At 50.1% G+C, this 20,977-nt stretch carries 18 protein-coding genes and 1 tRNA gene; all 19 read right to left on the bottom strand.

Features of this window, described 5'->3' with window-relative positions; all coding sequences use genetic code 11:
• Positions 1–35 precede the first annotated feature (35 nt).
• A complete protein-coding gene (gene leuS, locus Pmgp_RS03715) occupies positions 36–2,519 on the bottom strand; it encodes a leucine--tRNA ligase (RefSeq protein WP_134212625.1) in 2,484 nt (827 codons plus the stop codon).
• Positions 2,520–2,872: 353 nt separating this feature from the next.
• Positions 2,873–4,534, bottom strand: a complete 1,662-nt coding sequence (locus Pmgp_RS03710; RefSeq protein WP_134212690.1) for an AMP-binding protein — start codon at positions 4,532–4,534, stop codon at positions 2,873–2,875.
• Between the two features lie 105 nt (positions 4,535–4,639).
• Positions 4,640–4,714, bottom strand: a tRNA-Ala gene (locus tag Pmgp_RS03705).
• Between the two features lie 231 nt (positions 4,715–4,945).
• Positions 4,946–5,302 carry a ribosome silencing factor gene (rsfS, locus tag Pmgp_RS03700; RefSeq protein WP_134212624.1) on the bottom strand — a complete coding sequence of 119 codons (357 nt, stop codon included), beginning with the start codon at positions 5,300–5,302 and terminating at the stop codon, positions 4,946–4,948.
• A 77-nt stretch (positions 5,303–5,379) separates the two neighbouring features.
• Complete coding sequence (locus Pmgp_RS03695) at positions 5,380–5,916, bottom strand: PaaI family thioesterase (RefSeq protein ID WP_134212623.1); 537 nt, start codon at positions 5,914–5,916, stop codon at positions 5,380–5,382.
• A gap of 107 nt (positions 5,917–6,023) precedes the next feature.
• Positions 6,024–6,296, bottom strand: coding sequence for an RNA recognition motif domain-containing protein (locus Pmgp_RS03690; RefSeq protein ID WP_134212622.1), 273 nt, complete (start codon positions 6,294–6,296; stop codon positions 6,024–6,026).
• A 100-nt stretch (positions 6,297–6,396) separates the two neighbouring features.
• Positions 6,397–7,023 (bottom strand): nicotinate-nucleotide adenylyltransferase, encoded by a 627-nt coding sequence (gene nadD / locus Pmgp_RS03685; protein ID WP_134212621.1) that lies wholly within the window; start codon positions 7,021–7,023, stop codon positions 6,397–6,399.
• A 96-nt stretch (positions 7,024–7,119) separates the two neighbouring features.
• Positions 7,120–8,247, bottom strand: coding sequence for a glutamate 5-kinase (gene proB / locus Pmgp_RS03680; RefSeq protein ID WP_134212620.1), 1,128 nt, complete (start codon positions 8,245–8,247; stop codon positions 7,120–7,122).
• Positions 8,248–8,385: 138 nt separating this feature from the next.
• Positions 8,386–9,654 (bottom strand): GTPase ObgE, encoded by a 1,269-nt coding sequence (gene obgE, locus Pmgp_RS03675; protein WP_134212689.1) that lies wholly within the window; start codon positions 9,652–9,654, stop codon positions 8,386–8,388.
• Between the two features lie 89 nt (positions 9,655–9,743).
• Positions 9,744–10,319: a sensor histidine kinase gene (locus Pmgp_RS03670; protein WP_134212619.1), complete on the bottom strand. Its 576-nt coding sequence runs from the start codon at positions 10,317–10,319 to the stop codon at positions 9,744–9,746.
• A gap of 1,271 nt (positions 10,320–11,590) precedes the next feature.
• Positions 11,591–11,725, bottom strand: coding sequence for a transposase zinc-binding domain-containing protein (locus tag Pmgp_RS20775; protein WP_427910009.1), 135 nt, complete (start codon positions 11,723–11,725; stop codon positions 11,591–11,593).
• A 297-nt stretch (positions 11,726–12,022) separates the two neighbouring features.
• On the bottom strand, positions 12,023–12,292 hold the full coding sequence (gene rpmA, locus Pmgp_RS03660; protein WP_134212617.1) for a 50S ribosomal protein L27: 270 nt from the start codon (positions 12,290–12,292) through the stop codon (positions 12,023–12,025).
• A 36-nt stretch (positions 12,293–12,328) separates the two neighbouring features.
• Positions 12,329–12,640: a 50S ribosomal protein L21 gene (rplU, locus tag Pmgp_RS03655; RefSeq protein ID WP_134212616.1), complete on the bottom strand. Its 312-nt coding sequence runs from the start codon at positions 12,638–12,640 to the stop codon at positions 12,329–12,331.
• Between the two features lie 253 nt (positions 12,641–12,893).
• Positions 12,894–14,585, bottom strand: a complete 1,692-nt coding sequence (locus Pmgp_RS03650; RefSeq protein ID WP_134212615.1) for an Rne/Rng family ribonuclease — start codon at positions 14,583–14,585, stop codon at positions 12,894–12,896.
• Between the two features lie 60 nt (positions 14,586–14,645).
• A complete protein-coding gene (locus tag Pmgp_RS03645; RefSeq protein ID WP_134212614.1) occupies positions 14,646–15,323 on the bottom strand; it encodes a TIGR03936 family radical SAM-associated protein in 678 nt (225 codons plus the stop codon).
• On the bottom strand, positions 15,316–17,169 hold the full coding sequence (locus Pmgp_RS03640) for a TIGR03960 family B12-binding radical SAM protein (RefSeq protein ID WP_134212613.1): 1,854 nt from the start codon (positions 17,167–17,169) through the stop codon (positions 15,316–15,318). Before Pmgp_RS03640 ends, Pmgp_RS03645 begins: the two co-directional genes overlap by 8 nt.
• 762 nt (positions 17,170–17,931) lie before the next feature.
• A complete protein-coding gene (locus Pmgp_RS03635; RefSeq protein ID WP_134212612.1) occupies positions 17,932–18,813 on the bottom strand; it encodes a M50 family metallopeptidase in 882 nt (293 codons plus the stop codon).
• 33 nt (positions 18,814–18,846) lie between these two features.
• A complete protein-coding gene (locus tag Pmgp_RS03630; protein WP_192902766.1) occupies positions 18,847–19,596 on the bottom strand; it encodes a M23 family metallopeptidase in 750 nt (249 codons plus the stop codon).
• A gap of 151 nt (positions 19,597–19,747) precedes the next feature.
• Positions 19,748–20,893, bottom strand: coding sequence for a rod shape-determining protein RodA (gene rodA / locus Pmgp_RS03625; protein ID WP_134212610.1), 1,146 nt, complete (start codon positions 20,891–20,893; stop codon positions 19,748–19,750).
• Positions 20,894–20,977 lie beyond the last annotated feature (84 nt).

Below are 20,977 nucleotides of genomic sequence, written 5' to 3'. Positions count from 1 at the left end.
GTAGCAAATGGGGACGGTTCCTGATTTGCCTGGTGTTATTTTACAACTATGTTGACCAGTTTACCTGGTACGGGTATTATTTTTACAATTTTTTTGCCTTCCGTAAGCTTGAGGACTTTGGGGTCCTTCATTACCAGTTCCTGCATCTGGGCGGCTGTCAGGCCTGCCGGGACCAGCATGCGGTCGCGCACTTTGCTGTTAACCTGGACCACTATGGTGATTTCATCTTCAACAATGGCAGCCGGGTCATATGACGGCCAGGCCTGCATGTGGACGCTCCCCTGGTGCCCGGTCGCTTCCCAGATTTCCTCGGTGATATGGGGAGCGAAAGGAGCCAGCAGGAGCAGCAGAGCGTCGACAGACTCCCGCAGCACAGCCTGATCGCGGTCGGTTTCCGGCAGTTCTTTGAACTGGTAAAGCGCGTTGACCAGTTCCATGATGGCACTGACCGCGGTATTGAAGTTGAAACGGGTGCTTATATCCTCGGTTACCTTCTTAATAGTTTTGTGGGTAATCCGCCGCATTTCGCGGTTCACTCCCACCAGGTTCTCCGCAGGCCGTCCGGTTGTATTTTTAATTACATCCTGCAGGGGCTCAACCAGGCGCCAGACCCGGTTCAAAAAGCGGAAGCACCCTTCCACACCCTGGTCGCTCCATTCCAGGTCCCTCTCGGGGGGTGCGGCGAAGAGGATGAACATCCTGGCGGTATCCGCCCCGTAACGCGCCACAATATCTTCCGGGCTCACCACGTTGCCCTTGGATTTGGACATTTTCGCCCCGTCCTTTAAGACCATACCCTGGGTGAGCAGGTTGGTGAAGGGCTCAAGATTGCTGATCAGCTTCAGGTCGTACAGCACCTTGGTAAAAAACCTCGAGTACAGAAGGTGCAGGATGGCGTGCTCCACCCCGCCGATATACTGGTCTACCGGCAGCCAGTAGTCGGTCTTGGCTTTGTCCCAGGGCCCGCTGTCTTCCCCCGGGCTGGTGTAGCGGTAGTAATACCAGGAAGAGCACATAAAGGTATCCATAGTGTCGGTCTCTCTTTTGCCCGGCCCGCCGCATTTCGGGCAAACCGCGTTTACAAATTCGGGACATTCGGCCAGGGGTGACTGGCCGGTAGGTTTAAATTCAACTTCCATGGGCAGCAGCACCGGCAGGTCGCTTTCCGGGACCGGCACCGGACCGCAGTGATCACAATAAATGATGGGTATGGGCGCGCCCCAGTAGCGCTGGCGGGAAATAAGCCAGTCCCGCAGGCGGTAAGTTACCCTGAACCTGCCCTGCCCCTTTTCTTCCAGGTGGCTGGTAATAGCCTTGATCGCCTCTTGATTGGGCAGGCCGTTAAAACGGCCGGAATTTACCAGCAGGCCTTCTTCTTCGTAAGCTGCTTCCATGGTGTCAGGTTCCAGCTCGGCACCAGGCGGCTGGATTACCACCCTGATCGGGAAACCGTACTTCCTGGCGAATTCAAAGTCACGCTGGTCGTGGGCCGGGACACCCATCACGCAGCCTGTGCCGTATTCCAGCAGGACATAGTTGGCAATCAGGATGGGCACCTTATCTCCGGTCAGCGGGTTTACACAGGAGGCCCCGATAGGCAGGCCGACCTTTTCCACCTCATTGGAGGTGCGATCGATCTCGCTTAAGTTGCGCACTTTGCGGACAAACTCCCGGACCTTTGCTTCGTCCTTGCTGCCGGCAATTAGTTTTTCCACCAGCGGGTGTTCCGGTGCCAGGACCATGTAAGTAACACCGAACACCGTGTCCGGCCGTGTGGTGTACACAGTGATAGTCTCCTGTGAGCCATCTATTTTGAAATCGATCTCCGCACCCTCGCTGCGGCCGATCCAATTCTCCTGCATGATTTTAACCTTTTCAGGCCAGCCATCCAAAAGCTCCATGTCGCCCAGCAGGCGGTCGGCGTAATCTGTAATTTTAAAGAACCACTGGGCCAGCTCGCGCTTTTCTACTGTTGACTTGCAGCGCTCGCAGCCCCCGTTTACAACCTGCTCGTTGGCCAGCACCGTGGCGCAGCCGGGGCACCAGTTCACTGCGGAGAGCTTTCTGTAAGCCAGTCCGCTGTGGAAAAGCTGGAGAAAAAGCCACTCTGTCCAGCGGTAATATTCCGGGTCACAGGTGGCGAACTCCCTGTTCCAGTCATAGCTGATACCCAATTGTTTTAACTGCTCGCGCATATTGCTGATATTATCGATGGTCCACTGGGCCGGGTGAATCCCGCCGTGTTTGATAGCGGCGTTTTCTGCCGGCAGCCCGAAAGCGTCCCAGCCCATGGGGTGGAGCACGTGAAAGCCCTGCATGGTTTTAAAGCGCGCCACCACGTCACCTATTGAGTAGTTCCTCACATGACCCATGTGCAGTTTGCCCGAAGGGTAGGGAAACATCTCCAGGCAGTAGTATTTCGGCCGGTCGGAAAAGTCCGGTACTGCGTATAGGTCTTCTTCAGCCCATCGCTCCTGCCACTTTCTCTCAACTTCATCAAAATTGTACTTTTCTTTCAATTTGGTTCCCCCTTGATTCGCTCAGCACCCAAAATGTCTAACTCCATAGTCTAATATCTCACATCTTAACAATTTGTGCAAATTAAATTGGATGTTGGTCGTGGGAAGTGGGACGTTTGGTTCAGGCATTCCTTTTGAGCATTTATACCCAAAAGTCTATCCTTCATTCCTCACGTCCCACCTTCTGTACTTCTACGTATTAGCTTAAACTTCTTTGCACAATGCTTATATAGTTTCCCAGATCTTACATCTAAGTACTTACACATAAGTGGAGGAACTGTTCACTTGTCTCACATGACCATAAAGACAAGCCCTAAAGTCCCACGTCCCACGTCTCATTTCTCACGTCTCAGTTACGCTGTTTCGATCTTGGCAGCGTCCTGCAGGCCCAGCATTTCGACAGCCATTTCACGCAGCTTGAATTTTTGGATTTTGCCGCTGGCGGTAATGGGATAGCCGTCTACAAAAGCCACGTATTTCGGGATTTTATAGCGGGCAATCTGCCCGCCACAGAATTTTTTCACTTCTTCCTCCGTCAACTGGCTTCCTGGCTTCAGCTGGATATAAGCCATAACTTCCTCGCCGTATTTGACGCTCGGCACGCCAACCACCTGCACGTCCTTGACGCAGGGGTGAGTATAGAGGAACTCCTCGATTTCCCTGGGGTAAATGTTTTCACCGCCGCGGATGATCATATCCTTGAGGCGTCCGGTAATCTTCAGGTAACCGTTTTCGTCAACCGTACCCAGGTCGCCGGTGTGCAGCCAGCCGTCCTTGTCAATGGCGGCCGCGGTCGCTTCGGGCATTTTGTAGTACCCTTTCATGATGTTGTAGCCGCGGGCGCAAATTTCCCCCTGGGTATGGGGGCCTACTTCTTGCCCGGTTTCCGGGTCGACAATTTTCATCTCCACATCAGGCAGTGTGCGCCCCACTGTGGAAACCCTGAGTTCCAGCGGGTCATCCGTCGTAGTGTTGGTAATCCCCGGCGAGGACTCGGTCTGCCCATATGTAATTACTATTTGGTCCGCAGTCATAACGTCCACAACTTTTTTCATGACTTCAATGGGGCAGGGCGAGCCGGCCATAATCCCCGTGCGCAGGGAGGAAGTGTCGAATTTCTCCTTCTCCATTACCTCCAGCTCCATGATAAACATCGTGGGCACCCCGTGCACTCCGGTGCAGCGCTCTTTTTCAATAGTCCACAGCACCTGCCTGGCGTCAAATACTTCGACCGGCACCATGGTGGTCCCGTGCGTGACGCAGGCCATTGTACCCAGCACACAGCCAAAGCAGTGGAAAAACGGTACCGGTATGCACAACCTGTCCTGCGGGGTTAATTTCATGCTGTCCCCTATGCCTAGGCCGTTTAAGATCAAGTTGCGGTGGGTGAGCATAACCCCTTTGGGGAAACCGGTAGTCCCCGAGGTGTACATCATGTTGATCACATCATCCGGCTTCAGCGAAGCCATGACGGCTTCCAGTTCCTCGTCCGCAACTTCTTCGGCCATTTTCATGACCTCAGCCCAGGTGAACATGCCCGGGAGTTTTTTATCACCGATCAGGATCACATTTTTTAAATAAGGCAGCCTTTCCGATACCAGTTCGCCCGGTTTGCATTCCTTCAGTTCAGGACAAAGCTCGTAGACCATGCCTATGTAATCAGATGTTTTAGTGCCCTCTATTAAAATCAGGGTAGTACTGTCTGACTGCTTGAGCAGGTACTCAAGCTCAAACACCTTGTAATTAGTATTGACTGTTACCAGCACCGCACCCATCCGGGGGCTGCCGAACTGGGTGATCACCCACTCGGGCACATTGGTGGCCCAAATCGCGGTGCTGTCACCTTTTTTTACACCCAGCTTCATTAACCCCTTGGCAATCTGGTTGCAGGCTTCCCGGAACTCTGTATAAGTGTACCTCAAGCCGCGGTCCGGGTAAACCAACGCCTCCGTGTCGGGACAGGCTTCAGTAATCTGGTCAACCAGCTCGCCTAATGTAATTCCTCCAAAATCAATTACACTCACATATTCCCCTCCCCTAAAATAATAAAAACCTCTTCGTCCTTTTTAGGGACGAGAGGTTTAACCCGCGGTACCACCCTTTTTGGCAAAGATATATCATGGTGGAGCTGGCGGGGATTGAACCCGCGGCCTCTTCCATGCCAAGGAAGCGCGCTCCCACTGCGCCACAGCCCCATCTTTACCCTCTTACAGCGATAACGGCGCACCCGGTCCGGAGTACTAATACTTCCTCCAGACGGCTCAAAGGCGAGTTTCGGCAGTTTGGCCCACCGCCTCGCACCACCCGGCGGCTCTCTTCGGAGTTGCACTGCTTACTGCTCCTCATCATTGCCTTGTCAGCTAAAACTGAGATTTATTATAAGACATACGTTTTAATCTGTCAACAGAGAGAAAAAGTAATTAATTCTAGATGTTTACCGGCACACCCACCACCGGGGCGTCCCCCCACAAGCGTTCAAGATTATAGAACTGCCGTTCCGCTTCCTGAAAGACATGGACTATGACATCACCATAATCCAGCAGCACCCATTTGGCTTCCCGAAAACCTTCCCGGCGAAGGGCCGGCATCCCCGCTTCCTTCAATTTTTCCTGGATGTTTTCTACAACAGCCTGGACCTGGGTACTGGAAAAACCGCTGCAGATTATAAAATAGTCAGCTATTACGGTCAGTTCACGGATATCAAGTACGGTGATGTTTGAAGCCTTTTTGTCTTTCGCAGCCTGCACAGCAATGTTGGTAATTGCCTGTGGACTTAATGACAAGGCCACTCCCCCTCAATTTATGTAATTAGGTTTATATTCTTCTTTTAAGGTAAAGTTCCTTCTAAGCGGGTATCTCCTTATTTATTCCCCACGCGGTAGGCTATCCCGTCCGCCAGGGCCACTAGGTCACCGCTTTCCTCTCTTACCTCAAGACGGTACAGTCCCGTCTTTCTGGTCAGGTTTTCTTCACGCGCCTCAGCGGTCAGCAAAGAGCCCTCTGAAGTAGCCTTTAGAAAATTGATGCTTACATTCAGAGCCAGCGCCAGGGAGCCGTGTGAGTTGCTGGCCGCGGCAAAAACAATATCCGCCAGGGCAAAAACAGCACTGCCGTGCGTCAGCGCGGCGCCGTTAAGCAACTCTGAAGTAACCCGCATACTGGCGCGCGCGTAACCAGGCTTGATCTCCAGAAGGTTAATGCCCAGGTGACGGGCAAAATTATCCTTATCTAAACGCTGCCTGCAACTTTCAACATTCTTGTCTATTTTCCTTCCCTCCGCTCCAACGGCTGTGGGTTTGTAAAAAACCCAGCCGGCAGAAAATATTTTCCCTTCTAATAGAATTATTCGCCAACAGTCTTTCGGTGTCCTTTTTATGTGTAATAAAATAACCCGCATAGGTCTATTCTACACGGGTTATTATTGAATATTATTCCATCACCGGCTGTTTATTGCTCAAACTTTTTTACACCTGCGTCAAGTTTTAGATTTTTGGTAAGCTTCTATTATGATATTTCGCCGCTTGCCCTATCTTCTCTCGCCTTAGCCTCGTTTACTGTTATAACCCTTCCGTTCAGTTCGGTACCGTTCATCGCGGCGATCATGGTATCCGCATCTTCATCCCGGACTTCTACAAAGCCAAAACCCCGGGAACGACCGGTCTCACGATCAGTTATAACGCGGCTGCTTAATACTTCACCGTGCGCTGAAAAAGCGTCGGCTAAATCCTCGGCCTTGGTAGCCCACGGGAGATTTCCAACATACAAGGTACGCGCCATTCACCAATCACCTCTTTCTCCAAGATACTTTGATTTAATCTATTATTTACAGAAGGAAATTTCCTAATGCAATCTTAACCAGGCAAAGATTTTCCAGATTTCATGTCCTGTAAAGATGTTTTTTTAGAACATATTCTTCAACAGATTCCGGCAGGAGGTACTTTATTGGCCTGCCCTCCCGCACCCTCTGTCTGATGTCGGTGGAAGAAATAGCAAGGGCCGGTACTTCCATACATAAAATATTTTGTTTCAAATTACCTGGCAGTTGGTTCAGTTTGCTTTGCAGCTCGGACAAACGGTAGCCTGGACGGGTAGCGGCCACAAAACGGCAAATTGTCAGCAGTTCTTCAAAGGCTTTCCAGGTCAAAATTTCCAGCAATGCGTCGGCGCCGGTGATGAAATAAATTTGATGCTCCGGGTAAAGCTGTTTTAAAGCGTGGATTGTGTCAATAGTATAAGAAGGGCCAGGCCTGTCCACCTCCAGCGTCGAGGCCTCGAAAAAAGAATTGGAGGCCACGGCCAGACAGGTCATGGTGTAGCGGTCCCTCGGTTCTGAAATAAAATAGCCCGGCTTATGAGGAGGGCTGCCCGCGGGTATAAAAATAACCCTTTCCAGGCTGAGCGAGTGTCTGGCTCCTTCGGCGGCGACCAGGTGCCCGTAGTGAATCGGGTCAAAGGTCCCCCCCATAACACCCAGGCGGTGTTCTTTTCTAGTTTCGTTATTCATAGAAAAATTGTACTGTTTGTCTAAAATAAAAGCAAGGTAAAACCAGGAACTATAGAATACAGAATTCAGGAGTCAGACTCCAGAATAAACGGTTAGCTAAAGGTCAAGTACGAGGTTGTTCCGGTGCACTACCTCATCATAGTCTTTATAGCCCAGGACGCGGGCAATATCCCTGGTCTGCGCTCCTTTAATCAGGTTTATCTCGGCTGAGGAATAATTGGTTATACCTCTGCCGATTTCCTTACCGTCCGGCCCGGTGATAATTACCGTATTGCCCATTTCAAACGCACCCTCCAGTCCCGTGATGCCGGAAGGCAGCAGGCTTTTGCCCTGTCTGGCCAGAGCCGTGGCAGCGCCTTCGTCAACTAATATTTTTCCGCATACAGCCGAGCTGTATGCAATCCACTGCTTTTTGTTTTCCAGTTTATTGGCTAAAGGCCAGAAAACCGTACCGACCTGCTCTCCGGCTGCAATCCGCCGGATGATATCTTTTTCGCCCGAGTGGGCCAGGACCGTGTACACTCCGGAGTGCGCGGCAATCTTGGCCGCCTGAATTTTTGTGGTCATGCCTCCTGTGCCCATCTTGCTGCCTGCACCGCCGGCAAGCGCTTCTATTTCGTTGTCTATTTCTTTGACTTCCGGGATCAACCGGGCCCCGGGGTCTTTACGCGGGTCCGCTGTATACAGCCCTTCAATATCAGACAGTAAAATCAGCAGTTCAGCGTCCACGAGGCTTGCCACCAGGGCAGAGAGTGTATCATTTTCACCAAGTTTGATCTCATCAACCGCCACGGTGTCGTTTTCGTTAATCACCGGTATTACCCCATACTGAAGCATGGCGTGCAGCGCGTTTCTTGCGTTCAGGAAACGGCGTCGGTCGGAAAAGTCCTCCCTGGTAAGCAGGACCTGGCCCGAGGTAACCCCGTACTCAGAAAAAAACTTCTCATAAATGTGCATCAAAATACCCTGGCCGACCGCGGCAGCAGCCTGTTTGCCCGGGATGGTCTTCGGCCGTGCCGTGAGGCCCAGCCGGCCGACGCCGGTGCCAATGGCGCCGGAAGTAACAAGGAGCACCTCCTGGCCTTGATTATGCAAGTCGGCCAACTGCCTGACCAGGCTTTCAATCTGAAAAAGGTTGAGTTTACCTGTGGGATGGGCAACTGAACTGGTACCGACTTTCACCACGATCCTTTTGATGGAATTAAATTTTCTTTTTTCGCTCATATATCAACACCTTAAAAATATGACCTGGGAAAAGTATATCATACCTGAATATTCTAGATCAAAGCAGAACTGTGCCTGTGATATCACTTAAGCGACAGTAAACCGACATACACTGCCGGGAGGTCGATGATTTGCGTGCTATTCCGCATATTCAAACTCAAAATTCCCGATTTTAACCGTATCCCCTTCTTTTATGCCCGCAGCCTTTAAATCATCTTCAATCCCCATGCGCTTTATAATCCACTGCAACCGCTCTACCGCTTCTTCATTATCCATGTCGGTCATAGCCACATGGCGCTCTATCTCTTTACCTTTAACATAAAAGATCCCTTCCTGCCGGAATACGGTAAAACGCGGCTCGGCCTGGTGCACCACCGGGCCGGCATCCTCCAGCAGGACCGGTGTTTCAGGGGGCAGGCCGGCCAGGAGCGCGGCCACCCTATAAACCAGGGGCTCTAGACCGCTGCCGGTAACTGCCGAAACAGGAAAGACCTCGTACTCTTCCCCGTAAGCTTCCTTAACACGCCGCAGGTTCTCAGCCGCGCCAGGCAAATCAATTTTGTTGGCCACTATTACCTGGGGCTTGGCGCCAATAACCGGGTTATATAAAATCAATTCCCGGTTGGTAGCAAGAAAATCTTCTACCGGGTCCCTGCCCTCACTCCCTGAGACGTCAAGGACATGGACCAGCAGGCGGGTCCGCTCCACGTGGCGCAAAAACTCGTGGCCCAGGCCGGCGCCGGCATGGGCTCCCTCGATCAGCCCTGGTATATCCGCCATGACAAAACTCCGTCCTTCCTCAACCCTTACCACGCCGAGGTTCGGTGTAATGGTAGTGAAGTGGTAGTTGGCAATCTTCGGCTTGGCCGCTGATACCTTGGAAATTAAAGTTGATTTGCCCGCGTTGGGAAAGCCGATCAGGCCAACGTCGGCCAGGAGTTTGAGCTCCAGTTCAAGCCAGCGCTCCTCACCCGGCGCCCCCTTCTCAGCCAGCTTGGGAGCCTTGCGATTGGCAGTAGCGAAATGGGCGTTGCCCCTGCCGCCGCGCCCTCCCCGCGCCACTACCGCCTCCTGGTCGTGTGCTACCAGGTCGGCCAACAGTTCTCCTGTATCGGCGTCCCTGATCAGAGTGCCAGCGGGCAGTCGTACAACCAGGTCTTCACCCGAGGCGCCGTGCATATTTTTGCCTTCACCGTGCCGGCCGCGCTCCGCCTTATAATGGCGTTTATAGCGAAAGTCAACCAGCGTGCGCAGGCCTTCGTCAGCCCGAAAGACAACATTGCCGCCCCGGCCGCCGTCCCCCCCCCAGGGGCCGCCCTCCGGGACGTACTTCTCCCTGCGCATGGCAATACAGCCGTTGCCGCCGTCACCGCCTTTGACAAAAATCTTAGCTTTATCAAAAAAAATAAGGATCACCTGCCATTTTATTTAGAAGGCAGAATAAAAATCTTAATTCTATTCTGGCTCCTGACTTCTGTATTCTTCTTAAGAATAGTTTAACCAATTTTTGTTTCCCGGCTCGGCAGGATAAAAAATATTTCCACACCTCCGTCTTTAAACGTCACTTTGGCCTGGCCGCCAAACCGGGCCAGCAGTTCCCCGGCCTGAGCAAGACTTTGCTCAAACCTGGACTGATCTGATATCTGGGGAAACTGGCTAAAAAACCTGCAGGTGTATTTATTATCACTTTGTGCAAATAAAACCTCAATTATTTTGTCCTTTATATCGGGAGACGACATAACTTCAAAAAAACTGTTAAAACAATTCTCCAGGGCCACGCCCAGCACTGATCCCGGCACCGTGCAATCCGCCAGGCTGGAATCAACCGCTACATCTATCATTATTTGATACTTTGACGCTTCATTAAGACCCGTCAAAAGGGCGGCGGTCACTTCCGGATTTTTAATCCGGGACGTTTTACTCAACACCGCCATCTCTCTGCTGACTTCTTTTATGTACTCGTGTGCCTGTTCAAACTTATTCAACTGTAAAAAGCCGGAAATAACCTGGATGTGATTTAAAAAATCATGCCTCTGCACCTGAATAACCTCCAGTAATTTTTCCAAATCCATTGAATCTATCACCTCCCGTTTGCCAGTCGCTTCCAAACATTCGACAAAACAGACTTTTATCCCTTTAAAACTCAAAACATCCACCTAAATTTAAACTGACAATATCTTCCTGGAAGATAAAAAAGCCTGTGAAAAAATTTATTTTCCACAGGCTTTCAAAATAAATTAAAAAATATCAATATGCTCTTTTTCTAGTGTATTACCAGTCAACATAAATCGTGTCGCTACTACTTATACCGATTGCGGATGGAGGTGTATAACCAGAAGGAGCTTGTATGTAATGAAAACCAGTTGTCACATAATAACCTCTAGTTCCAGCGACATATACCCCTACTGCCGATATATTATAACAATTATAGTCATATTCATACCTACTAGCTACAAGGAGATCCCCTTCCGAGTCCCTCCACAAATATGATGTAGCATCCATATACGGACAATAAGTAGCAGGGTAAGTCATTATATCTTATGTGAGTATTCAAGGTGACGTTGATGTTATGTGACTTCCTTGGTTTGGTCATGAACCACTTTTAAAGCACATTGGATTTCATCTCCCCCATGATAATAGTTAATACTAATAAGGCTTAGAGGGCAATTTCAGGGTTTCTATTCCCTACATACGCCCTCTATTCCACAATTTGACAGCATTCCAATTTCCCGGTACATCTTAATAGCCCAAAGCATTTATGAAATTACTGCTATTTATTAGGTCTTAATAAAATTTTTTTCAAGATAAAAAAACCTTATAATAAGTATATATGGTAAAAATTATTATATCATGCATAATTTTACATCATAATCCGATAGATACTACTATTTTTCTACAAAAAAATAGTAGGTATTTTGACATCGGCACTATTGTAAAACAAGCTTCTATTATTTAAACCTTGAAAGATTAAGAGCTATTCGTAGATTAAAAAGAGGTTAATGAAATACTGAAAAATCGACCATATAGAATATAGCTTCTATACTTATAAATATTTTTTATCTTGCAGATATCTCTATATAATGGTATATTTAGTTAAAAGTTTTTAAGTAGGTGATAATTTGAGATATTCTTCACACACTTTTTTTTATCCTGAACCAAATTTAGTACTTTTTTTTATCGTTTTAGTATTATCAATATCCGTTTCGATTTATTGTTTTCGGTTTAGACAAATTCGGAACCCCCTGTATTGGGTATTAGGCATATTTGTTTGTATTATAGTCTCTCTAATTATCACCTTATTTTTCCATTAATTTTTATAGAAGATACTCGCAAAAGAATGGCCTCAGTTCTTCGACAATTTCATGACAACAAGCTGGTGTGGAACATCGACCATCTCTTTTAACATCTTCTCAACCCATTTATCTGTATAGACCTTGCCGCATGAGGGACAAAATCTGCTTTTACATGTGAATGGCACTATCTTCTTTTCCTTACCGCAATCCAAGCATCAGTATTTGGCAAATCCGTTTTTAGGATCTCCACATCTGAGAACTTTAGTGACTGCTTCTCTTTCGTATTCACGGATAGCTACTGAACATTTTGTCTCATACTCGGACCATTTTAACTTGAGTATTTCTTTGATTTTCGACGAATATCTCATTCTCATATATTAACCATAATGTGGACTATATTCTCTCTTAAGTCAAAGTATACTTTCCTAAACAATAAGAAAGCGGCCTAAGTCAGACCGCTTTCTTACTTAATGTTATTCTTTTTATAGTACAACCGCCAGATTAGGAATTATACTGACCATTTTCTTATCACGACCGTACCTCTCAAACTTGACCACCCCGTCGATTTTAGCAAACAAGGTATCGTCGCCGCCTATGCCGACGTTACGGCCCGGGTGGATCTTGGTGCCGCGCTGCCTGACCAGAATGCTGCCGGCCAACACAAACTGGCCGTCCGCCCTCTTCACACCAAGCATTTTGGGTTTTGAGTCACGACCGTTACGGGAACTGCCTACACCTTTCTTGTGTGCCAAAGTAATTCACCTCTCTATTCTAATCAGAATTTTGGTTTAAACTTCAATTGCGTCAACTGTAACCTGGGTAAATGGCTGCCTGTGACCTTGCTTGCGGCGGTAATTCTTCTTGGCTTTAAACTTGAAGATAACAATCTTCTTGCCTTTGCCATGCTTTAGCACTTTCAGGATTACTTTTACCCCTTCCAGCAGAGGTGTACCTACCCGCAAACTCTCTCCATCGGACACAGCCAGGACCTTGTTCACTTCTACCGTTTCACCTGCTTCAGCGGGCAGCTTATCAACTTTGAAAGTGTCGCCCACCTGAACACGGTATTGTTTGCCGCCGGTTTCAATAACAGCATACATGTTCTCACCCCCATAGATTTGGGACTCGCCGGAAAACAGGTGGGGTTTGGGATTCAAACCCTCTTGATAAACCAGTCCCGCGCGGTGTCTAAAAAGGTGCACAAGCACCTACAATACAGTATTTTAAACATAGACGGCTAATTTGTCAAGAACAATCAAAGTAGACCTCAGGAATTCAGAATTCAGTAGTCAGGAATCAGAATTAGATTTTTTGATTTTTTATTCTGGATTCTGTCTTCTGACTTCTTTTGTCCTAAATCCTTACCGGCCGGGCTTTGGCGTATGTGCGGTAAACTTTGCTGACTTCCACCGGGATAGTTTCCCCCACCAGCGCTCCCGCTCCCTCAATATCCAGAATAAACCCGTTTACCCTGGCAATACCGTCGTGGTAGTTGGTAACATGAGGCTCCTCCACCCTTACCTCCAGTACCTCACCCGGCTTCACCGGAAGCGTATTGGCGTGGATTTCCTCGTTATCCTGCAGCGGCCGGATTGTGATTGACTCGATATGGTGGCTGGTAGATCCACGGATATAAAGGCTCTTGCCGGTTTTGCTCTCCAGGTCGCGCAGGCTTGCCCCGCCGCTGCCAATCAGCCGCGCGGCCACCACCGGGTGGGCCTCCACCAGGATGGTCTGGGCGGTAGTCTGGCGGGCCACATTGTATATCTGATTTTTGTAGCTGATACCCAGGGTCTCTTCAGAAAGCACCTTTCCCTTGCCCTCGCAGTAGGGGCATGGCTTCTGGAGCACCTCGGACAGGCTCGGCCGCACCTTTTTCCGGGTCATCTCAACCAGGCCCAACTGGGTGATACCCAGGATATTGGTTTTTGTTTTATCCTTTTTAATCTCTTCTTCCAGCTTCTGAAGCACCTCATGGCGGTGTGCCTCCTGCGCCATATCAATAAAATCGACAATGACGATACCGCCGATTTTACGCAGGCGCAGCTGGCGCGCAATTTCACAAGCTGCCTCAAGGTTGGTCTTAAGTACTGTGTCTTCCAGGTTGGTGGTGCCCACATACTTGCCGGTGTTAACATCAATGGCCGTAAGAGCTTCAGACTGGTCTATGACCAGGTAGCCGCCGCACTTCAACCACACCTTCTGTTTGAGCGCCTTTTCAATTTCCTGCTCGATGCCGTATTCCGTGAAGATATTCTCCCGCTCGTCCAGGAATACTTTCAGCTTCAGGCGGGGGTCAGAAATATCAACAAGCTCCAGTACTTTTTCATATTCATAGCGTGAGTCCAGAATCAGGCGGTCGACATCTTCGGTAAAAACATCCCGCAGAATACGCTGCACCAGTTCCAGGTCGCGGTGCACCACGTTGGGTACCGTACCATGGGCGGCTCTGCTTAAAATTTTGCGCCATAACTTGGTCAGCAAAGCGATGTCCTGGCGCAGTTCTTCTTCCTCAATGCCTTCCGCGACTGTACGGACAATTACACCCATACCCTCAGGTTTAACCCTGTTGGCCAAATCCTTCAGGCGTTCTCTCTCCTTTTCAGAATCGATGCGGCGCGAGATACCGATATAATCCACGGTAGGCATCAGCACCAGGAAACGGCCCGGTAAGGTTATGTGGGTAGTAACCCGCGGCCCTTTGGTGCCGATGGGCTCCTTAACTATCTGCACCATTATATCCTGGCCCTGTTTTAAAATATCACAGATATTGGCGCCAAGCGTGTAGCCCGATGGCCCGCTCGCTTCCGGCGCATTTGAAGGCAAAGCATCCTCAACATATAAAAAGGCGTTCTTCTCCAACCCAATGTTTACGAAGGCGGCCTGCATGCCGGGCAGCACGTTTTCAACCTTCCCTTTGAAGATGTTGCCTACCAGTCGCTGGTTAATAGACCTTTCTATATATATCTCTACCAGTATTTTATCTTCCAGTACAGCGACCCTGGTTTCTTCTTCACCTACATTAACAACAATTTCCTTCAGCATAAAAGATCTTTCCTCTCATTGTATAAACATTAAAACATTACCCTTGGTCCATTTTCTTTTCTAGCCTTGCTCAGCTCCACGGAACAAAAGGCCGGTTCTGGTCAGCGATAACCTTCCCCGCAGAGGCAGGCGGCTTTCTTTTAGAAAAGCGGCAAGCAGTTCCTCGAACCTGACATTCCCACTGCTCCCCGTTTTTAATTCTGCTTTGATCTTTATTATATCATTATTCACGCAGCCGGACATGGCAAAAATACCTGGCCTGATATCGTACTCTTTTTTTGCGCCGGCTTTGCCCTGTCTCTCAATAATAATCTGCGGCCTGGCTAAAAATGAGTCAATAGCCCTGGCCAGCACCTCGTCCCGCAGGGGTGAGGCAAGTTCAGCCCGGGCGCTGTAGGTGGCGCGCTCCACCAAGGCCATCAGGGAGGCGGCAGCCTCCGGCGTTCTGTCGACCTCGATTAAGCGCAGTCCTTGCGGCATGGCCCCGGCCAGGGCGCTTTTCACCACAGCTGGATCTATATCCCTGGCAAGTTCCATATCGGCATATTCGGCTTCCCCTGCTGTGCCTACAGACAACGGCGCCGCGAAAGTCATTTTAGGATGAGGGTTAAACCCCTGGGTGTAGGCAACCGGCAGTCCGGCCCGCCTTGCCGAGCGGTCAAACACCCTGAGCAGGTCAAGGTGGGAGATATACCTGGCAGGCCCCACCTTGGCGTATATTATTCTATATCTAAACATCCCGCTCACTCCCGGCTAAAACAGGTTCAATTTCAAGCGCGCCGCACAAGCCGCAGCCAGGGCAGTCACCGGTGCGGCAGTCACCAGTGGTTATGCCCTCCATAGCCCGCTGGTGCTCACGGGCCAGATAACGTTTGGAAATCCCGGGATCAATATGGTCCCAGGGCAGGGCATCATCATAGCCGTAGCTGCGGTAGGCGTACCAGGCCGGGTCAAGGCCGGCCGACTTGAAAGCCTCCAGCCATTTCTCAAGGTTAAAATACTCCGTCCAGCCGTCAAATTTGCAGCCGAGCTCAAAAGCTTTGCTGAGGACCTGCCCCAGACGCCGGTCACCCCTGGCGAAAACCGCCTCAATAAAGCTTGCCCCGGCGTCGTGGTAATTAAGCGTCAACCCCCTGTCCCGCACCTTCCCGGACAAGTATGCCTGCCTTTCTTTCAGGGCTTCGAAAGGCGCCTGCGGCTCCCACTGAAACGCTGTATGGGCTTTGGGCACGAAAGATGAGACACTGACCGTCACCTTAAGGCGGCCGCGCGGCACACCCGCTTTCCGGCCCAGGGACAAAACCTCCCTGGCCAGCCGGTTAATTCCGTCCAGGTCTTCATCCGTTTCAGTGGGCAGGCCGATCATGAAATACAGCTTAACTGCCAGCCAGCCTTCCCGAAAAGCAGCTCCGGCTGCCGCTAACAGGTCTTCCTCAGTAACTCCCTTGTTAATAACATCCCTCAGCCGCTGGGTGCCGGCCTCAGGCGCGAAGGTAAGGCTGGAGCGGCGCACCCGCTGTACTTCCTTGGCAAGGTCCACAGAAAATTGGTCCGCCCGCAGCGACGGCAGGGACAAACTTACCCCGCCGGCGGCATGCTCGTCCAGCAGGGATTTTACAACCTCCTGCACCGGCGTGTAATCGCTGGTGCTCAAAGACACCAGGGAGAGCTCATCATAGCCGGTGTTTCTTACCAGTTCGCGGGCCTGGCGGAGGACCGTCCCGCGCTCTTTCTCCCGCACCGGGCGATAGATCATGCCCGCCTGGCAGAAGCGGCAGCCGCGGGTACAGCCTCGCAGGACCTCGATCATCATCCGGTCGTGCACCACCTCGGTTGACGGCACCACCGGGCTGGTCGGAAAAGAAACCTGGTCGAAATCTTTAACAACCCTTTTCTTTACTCTGGCCGGGACACTGCTGTCAGCAGGTTCGACCCTTAAAAATGCGCCGTCCTCCCCATAGTGGACCAGGTAAAGGGAAGGGACATAAACTCCCTGGATCTCTACTGCTTTGCGCAAGAGCTCTTTTCTGGACAGCTTGTCACGCTTTCCCCCGGCAACCGCGTCCAACAGCTCATTTATTACCTCTTCCCCCTCACCTATCACAAAGAGGTCAATAAAGTCAGCTATTGGCTCCGGGTTGAAAGCGCAGGGACCTCCCGCTATGACCAGCGGGTATTCCTCGCTTCTGCTTGCAGAAAGCAGCGGGATCCCGGCGAGGTCCAGCATGTAAAGAATATTTGAAAAGCTCAGCTCGTACTGGAGAGTGAAAGCCACTACGTCAAAATCCCTGAGCGGCCTTTTTGATTCCAGTGCGAAAAGGGGAATTTCATGTTCCCGCATTTTTTCAGCCATATCCGGCCACGGGGCAAACACTCTCTCCATCAAAGCATCCGGCCGGCTGTTGACAATCCCGTACAAAATCTGAAGCCCGAGGTGAGACATACCCACCTCATATACATCGGGAAAGGCAAAGGCAACTTTCAAATCAACCTCGCCCCAATTTTTACACACAGCATTCCACTCGCCGCCCGCATAGCGGGCCGGTTTTTTCACCAAAGGCAAAATTTGATCCAGCAAATCCATATTTTCTATCTCTTTCTCCCCGCAACAAATGCCTAGTATTATAGTATAACCAAAAAACAACGGCAAGATATTCCTTATCTTTCATTATACAACAGGCCAAACAAACCTGCATTATCTAGATAACAGACGCAGCTATCAAACAGGGGGACCAAACAGGGGGACGGTTCTGACTAGGCAATCAAAAGTTTTGCGCCAAATACAACTACATGATCAGTGAGAGCAATACCTGATCAATAAGAGTAAAGTCTGTTAATTATACTAAGTGGCGCAAAATTTTTGATTGCCTGAGAAGATGGAAGTCGCTGATTTTTGTGATGATTAAGTGAGAAGATGTAAATGAAGTTTTTGTTACAGAATGTTCTACATTCAACTTGCGATTTCCTTCTTCTCAGAGTTGCTAGCCCTTTTTGGACGTGAGACGTGAGAAGTGGGAAGTGGGAAGTGGGAAAATTGTAGGTGCGACTTCAGTCGGCTAAGGTCAGGGGACACACCGTCAGAGGAATGGGGACACACCTCTATTTTGGGTATTCCTTTTAGGACGAGGAATGTCCCCGATGGTATTCCTTTTACTGACAAGGAATGTCCCCACTGGAGTGTTCGGATAAATCCGAACCTACAAATTAAAACACCAAAGGAATGCAGGATATAATTAAATCTCACGGCCCACGGCCCATATCCCACAACTAAATAGGAATGCAGGATATACCTACGGCTAACGACTTACGGCCAACGACTTAATACCTACGCCCTACAGCTTACGGCTTACGACTTTTTTTTAATTAAACTGCCAATGGGGATATCCATGCCTTGATTGAGGAGAGCGTCGACTATTTGGGCCTCGCTGACTACGCCCCGGTATTGCCAGTTTCGGTCCAGCAGCAGAACAACATGAAAACGCTGCGGTAAAAATGAACGCAGCACATCACCTAGACGGACGGTATCCAGTGACACCAGGGGTTCGCCTGGCAGGACTCCCGCAGCGGCCAGTTCTTCTTTTTTCTGGGTCAGGTGCCTGATGAAATGGAACGGCGCCAGGCTCTTCTCACGGGTGGCGGCATAAAGGAGAAACAAGCCGGTGATCAGGACATCCAGCCCGGACACGCCCAGCGCCAGCCCGGCGGTCCCGCCCAGCACAATTAAAACACCCCAGAACTGACCGAGCCAGGCCGCTTTATATGTGGCCTGTTTAAAGCCGACCCGCCGCGCCAAAAAAGCCCGGTAGACCCTGCCGCCGTCCAGGGGCAGCGCGGGCAGCAGGTTAAATGAAGCGACTAAAAGATTGCACTGCAGAAAAAAAGGCCCGAGGTCCGCGTCCCACAGGCCATATCTTTGCAGGGCCGTCCCTAATCCGGCCAGCATAAGATTGGCGGTAGGTCCGGCAGCAGCCACAAACACTTCTTTAGACGGGTTGAGCACCACTTCCCCGCCGATACGGCTGACGCCTCCAAAAGGCAAAAGCTCGATATCCGACACATGCACGTCAAAGTGGCGGGCGGCAGCGACGTGGGCAAGCTCGTGCAGCAAAACGATCGTAAAAGCTATAACACCCTTCATTAAAACACCCGCTACCAGGAACAGCCCCAGCAGGGCTAGAAAAGCATTATTAAGATGGATTTCCACACCAGATATACGGCATAATCTCAAGACGCGGCCACCTCCGATTGTTTCGCAAAAATATTATTGATTCAGCTGCAGTCTAGTCACAGGATCAACCAGCTTGCTGTTTTCCCTGATTTCAAAATGCAGGCCGCCGCCGCTTATATCACCTGTATTACCAACCTCACCCACAGCTTGCCCGGCCTTAACCTGCTGCCCCTCCGCCACTGCGGCTTTGCCCAGTTCACCGTACAGTGTGAAAAAGCCGCTTCCGTGCTCAATTAAAACATACTTGCCCAGCACAGGGCTGTCGCCTACTCGCGCCACTTTACCGTCATATACAGCTTTGACCGGGCTGCCTACCGGCGCGGCGATATCGATACCGGCGTGAAACCGCTCCATATTGTCAACAGGATCGATGACCATCCCGTAACCGCGTACAATCTTCCCTGATACCGGGAGAGGCAGCGCCGAGTGGGATGTGCTGCTGTTTTGCGACTTTGTGGTTACCGGCTGGGGGCTGCTGAAAAAGTTCCAATCCACATCGGCCAGCTGGAGGCCAAACTGGACTACTCTTTCCATAACCGGCTGGTAGTTCCATTCAGTTGTCAGGACGCTCCTAAGGTTTTCTCTGACCCCGTTCCCCCAGGTGCTGTTGCTCCCCCTCAGGGCAAGAAAAACCATAAGTATCAATAAGGCGATCGAGATCCGGTAAAGGTTTTTTCTGCCGACGCCGTCCCGCATTGGCTTTTTCCACTGTGGCTGCCGGTAGTAAGGGCCCCAGTCGTCCTGTTTGAAAGACGGTCCGTTTTTTACATCGATACCCTTCAAGGTTACTACCCCCCGTAAAAGATTGTCTGCTTCATTATATTTTCCTTTATAAGGTAATATGTCTATAAAAATCCTTGAGACAAGCTCACTTAGAAACCAAAAGAGACATGCCTCCTTCACTTCAGGAGGCATGTCCCCTCTTCCGCTTTATTTAAAACATTATATTCTGCCGCCTTATGTTGATATTCAGGAGGAGTCCCAGCGCGGCAAGGTTAGTAATCATGCTGCTGCCTCCATAGCTGAACATCGGCAGGGGAATGCCCGTCACAGGCATGATGCCTGTGGTCATACCCACATTGACCAGTACGTGAAAAGTTATCATAGAAATTATCCCGGCCGATAACAGAAAGCCAAAACAGTCTTTGGCGTTGATTGCCACATAAATACAGCGGTAGATTAATATGAAATAGATGAACAAAAGGACAACCGCCCCGATAAAACCAGTTTCTTCCCCAACGACAGAAAAGATAAAGTCGGTGTCACGAATGGGCAGGAACTCGCCGTGGGTCTGACTGCCCTGAAACAGGCCGCGCCCGAAAAGCCCTCCCTGACCAATGGCGATCTGGGACTGAATCACATGATAACCATCTCCGAGCCAGTCTTTCCAGGGGTTAATAAATATAGTCAGCCGTTTTAACTGGTAGTCCTGCAGGGGTATCCATAGGTTGAAGGAACTGTTGGCCTCAAACCAAAAGTGCGCCCAAATCCAGACTGAGGCCACCAAAAGCCCGCCCACGATTAAAGCCACCAGCAGCAGCGGGCGCGCCCCCGCCGCAAACAGCATGCCGAACATGATGGCCATAAACACCAGGGATGTCCCCAGATCGGGCTGTTTTAAAATAAACAGCAGGGGTAGGCCGATAAAGGCGAAACTGGGAATTAAATCCCTAAACCTGTACAACTTGCCTTTTCGCGAGCTTAAGTAAGCGGCAAAGCATACAATAATAATCAACTTGGAAAACTCCGAAGGCTGAAACCTGAAAGGCCCCAGTTCTATCCAGCGCTGCGCGCCCATGGCAGCGTCACCGGCGAACAATACGGCACCCAGCATCAGCAGGTTTACAACGTACAGCACTTTCATACGCTTAACCAAATCTTCGTAGTTGATATAGAGCATGAAGATCATCGCCATCAAGCCCACTGATATGTTAATGATCTGTTTGCTGAAATCGCCGCTCAGATCCGGGTCGCCCTTGGTGGCGCTGTAAATGATAACCAGGCTGAAAATAATAATTAAAGCTGCGGCAGCAAGTAAAGTATGATCAAGTTTTTTGAACAACCTGCTTTGCTTAAACACAGTTTAACGAACTCCAGTCTGCACATTCTAAAATTTTTAAGCGCACTCCCTTATTATATAACAACTGATTGTTTAAATACAGAC

The sequence above is a fragment of the Pelotomaculum propionicicum genome, from assembly GCF_004369225.1.
GTDB classification, from domain to species: domain Bacteria; phylum Bacillota; class Desulfotomaculia; order Desulfotomaculales; family Pelotomaculaceae; genus Pelotomaculum_B; species Pelotomaculum_B propionicicum.
Note: the sequence above shows the minus strand (reverse complement) of the source record. Positions and strands in the feature narration are given on the sequence as shown.

Bases quoted from the DNA above. Each gene is read 5' to 3' on its own strand.
- Pmgp_RS03695 (WP_134212623.1), bottom strand. From the start codon at position 5,916: ATGCGGGTTATTTTATTACACATAAAAAGGACACCGAAAGACTGTTGG.
- Pmgp_RS03690 (WP_134212622.1), bottom strand. From the start codon at position 6,296: ATGGCGCGTACCTTGTATGTTGGAAATCTCCCGTGGGCTACCAAGGCC.
- nadD (WP_134212621.1), bottom strand. From the start codon at position 7,023: ATGAATAACGAAACTAGAAAAGAACACCGCCTGGGTGTTATGGGGGGG.
- proB (WP_134212620.1), bottom strand. From the start codon at position 8,247: ATGAGCGAAAAAAGAAAATTTAATTCCATCAAAAGGATCGTGGTGAAA.
- Pmgp_RS03670 (WP_134212619.1), bottom strand. From the start codon at position 10,319: ATGGATTTGGAAAAATTACTGGAGGTTATTCAGGTGCAGAGGCATGAT.
- rplU (WP_134212616.1), bottom strand. From the start codon at position 12,640: ATGTATGCTGTTATTGAAACCGGCGGCAAACAATACCGTGTTCAGGTG.
- Pmgp_RS03650 (WP_134212615.1), bottom strand. From the start codon at position 14,585: ATGCTGAAGGAAATTGTTGTTAATGTAGGTGAAGAAGAAACCAGGGTC.
- Pmgp_RS03645 (WP_134212614.1), bottom strand. From the start codon at position 15,323: ATGTTTAGATATAGAATAATATACGCCAAGGTGGGGCCTGCCAGGTAT.
- Pmgp_RS03640 (WP_134212613.1), bottom strand. From the start codon at position 17,169: ATGGATTTGCTGGATCAAATTTTGCCTTTGGTGAAAAAACCGGCCCGC.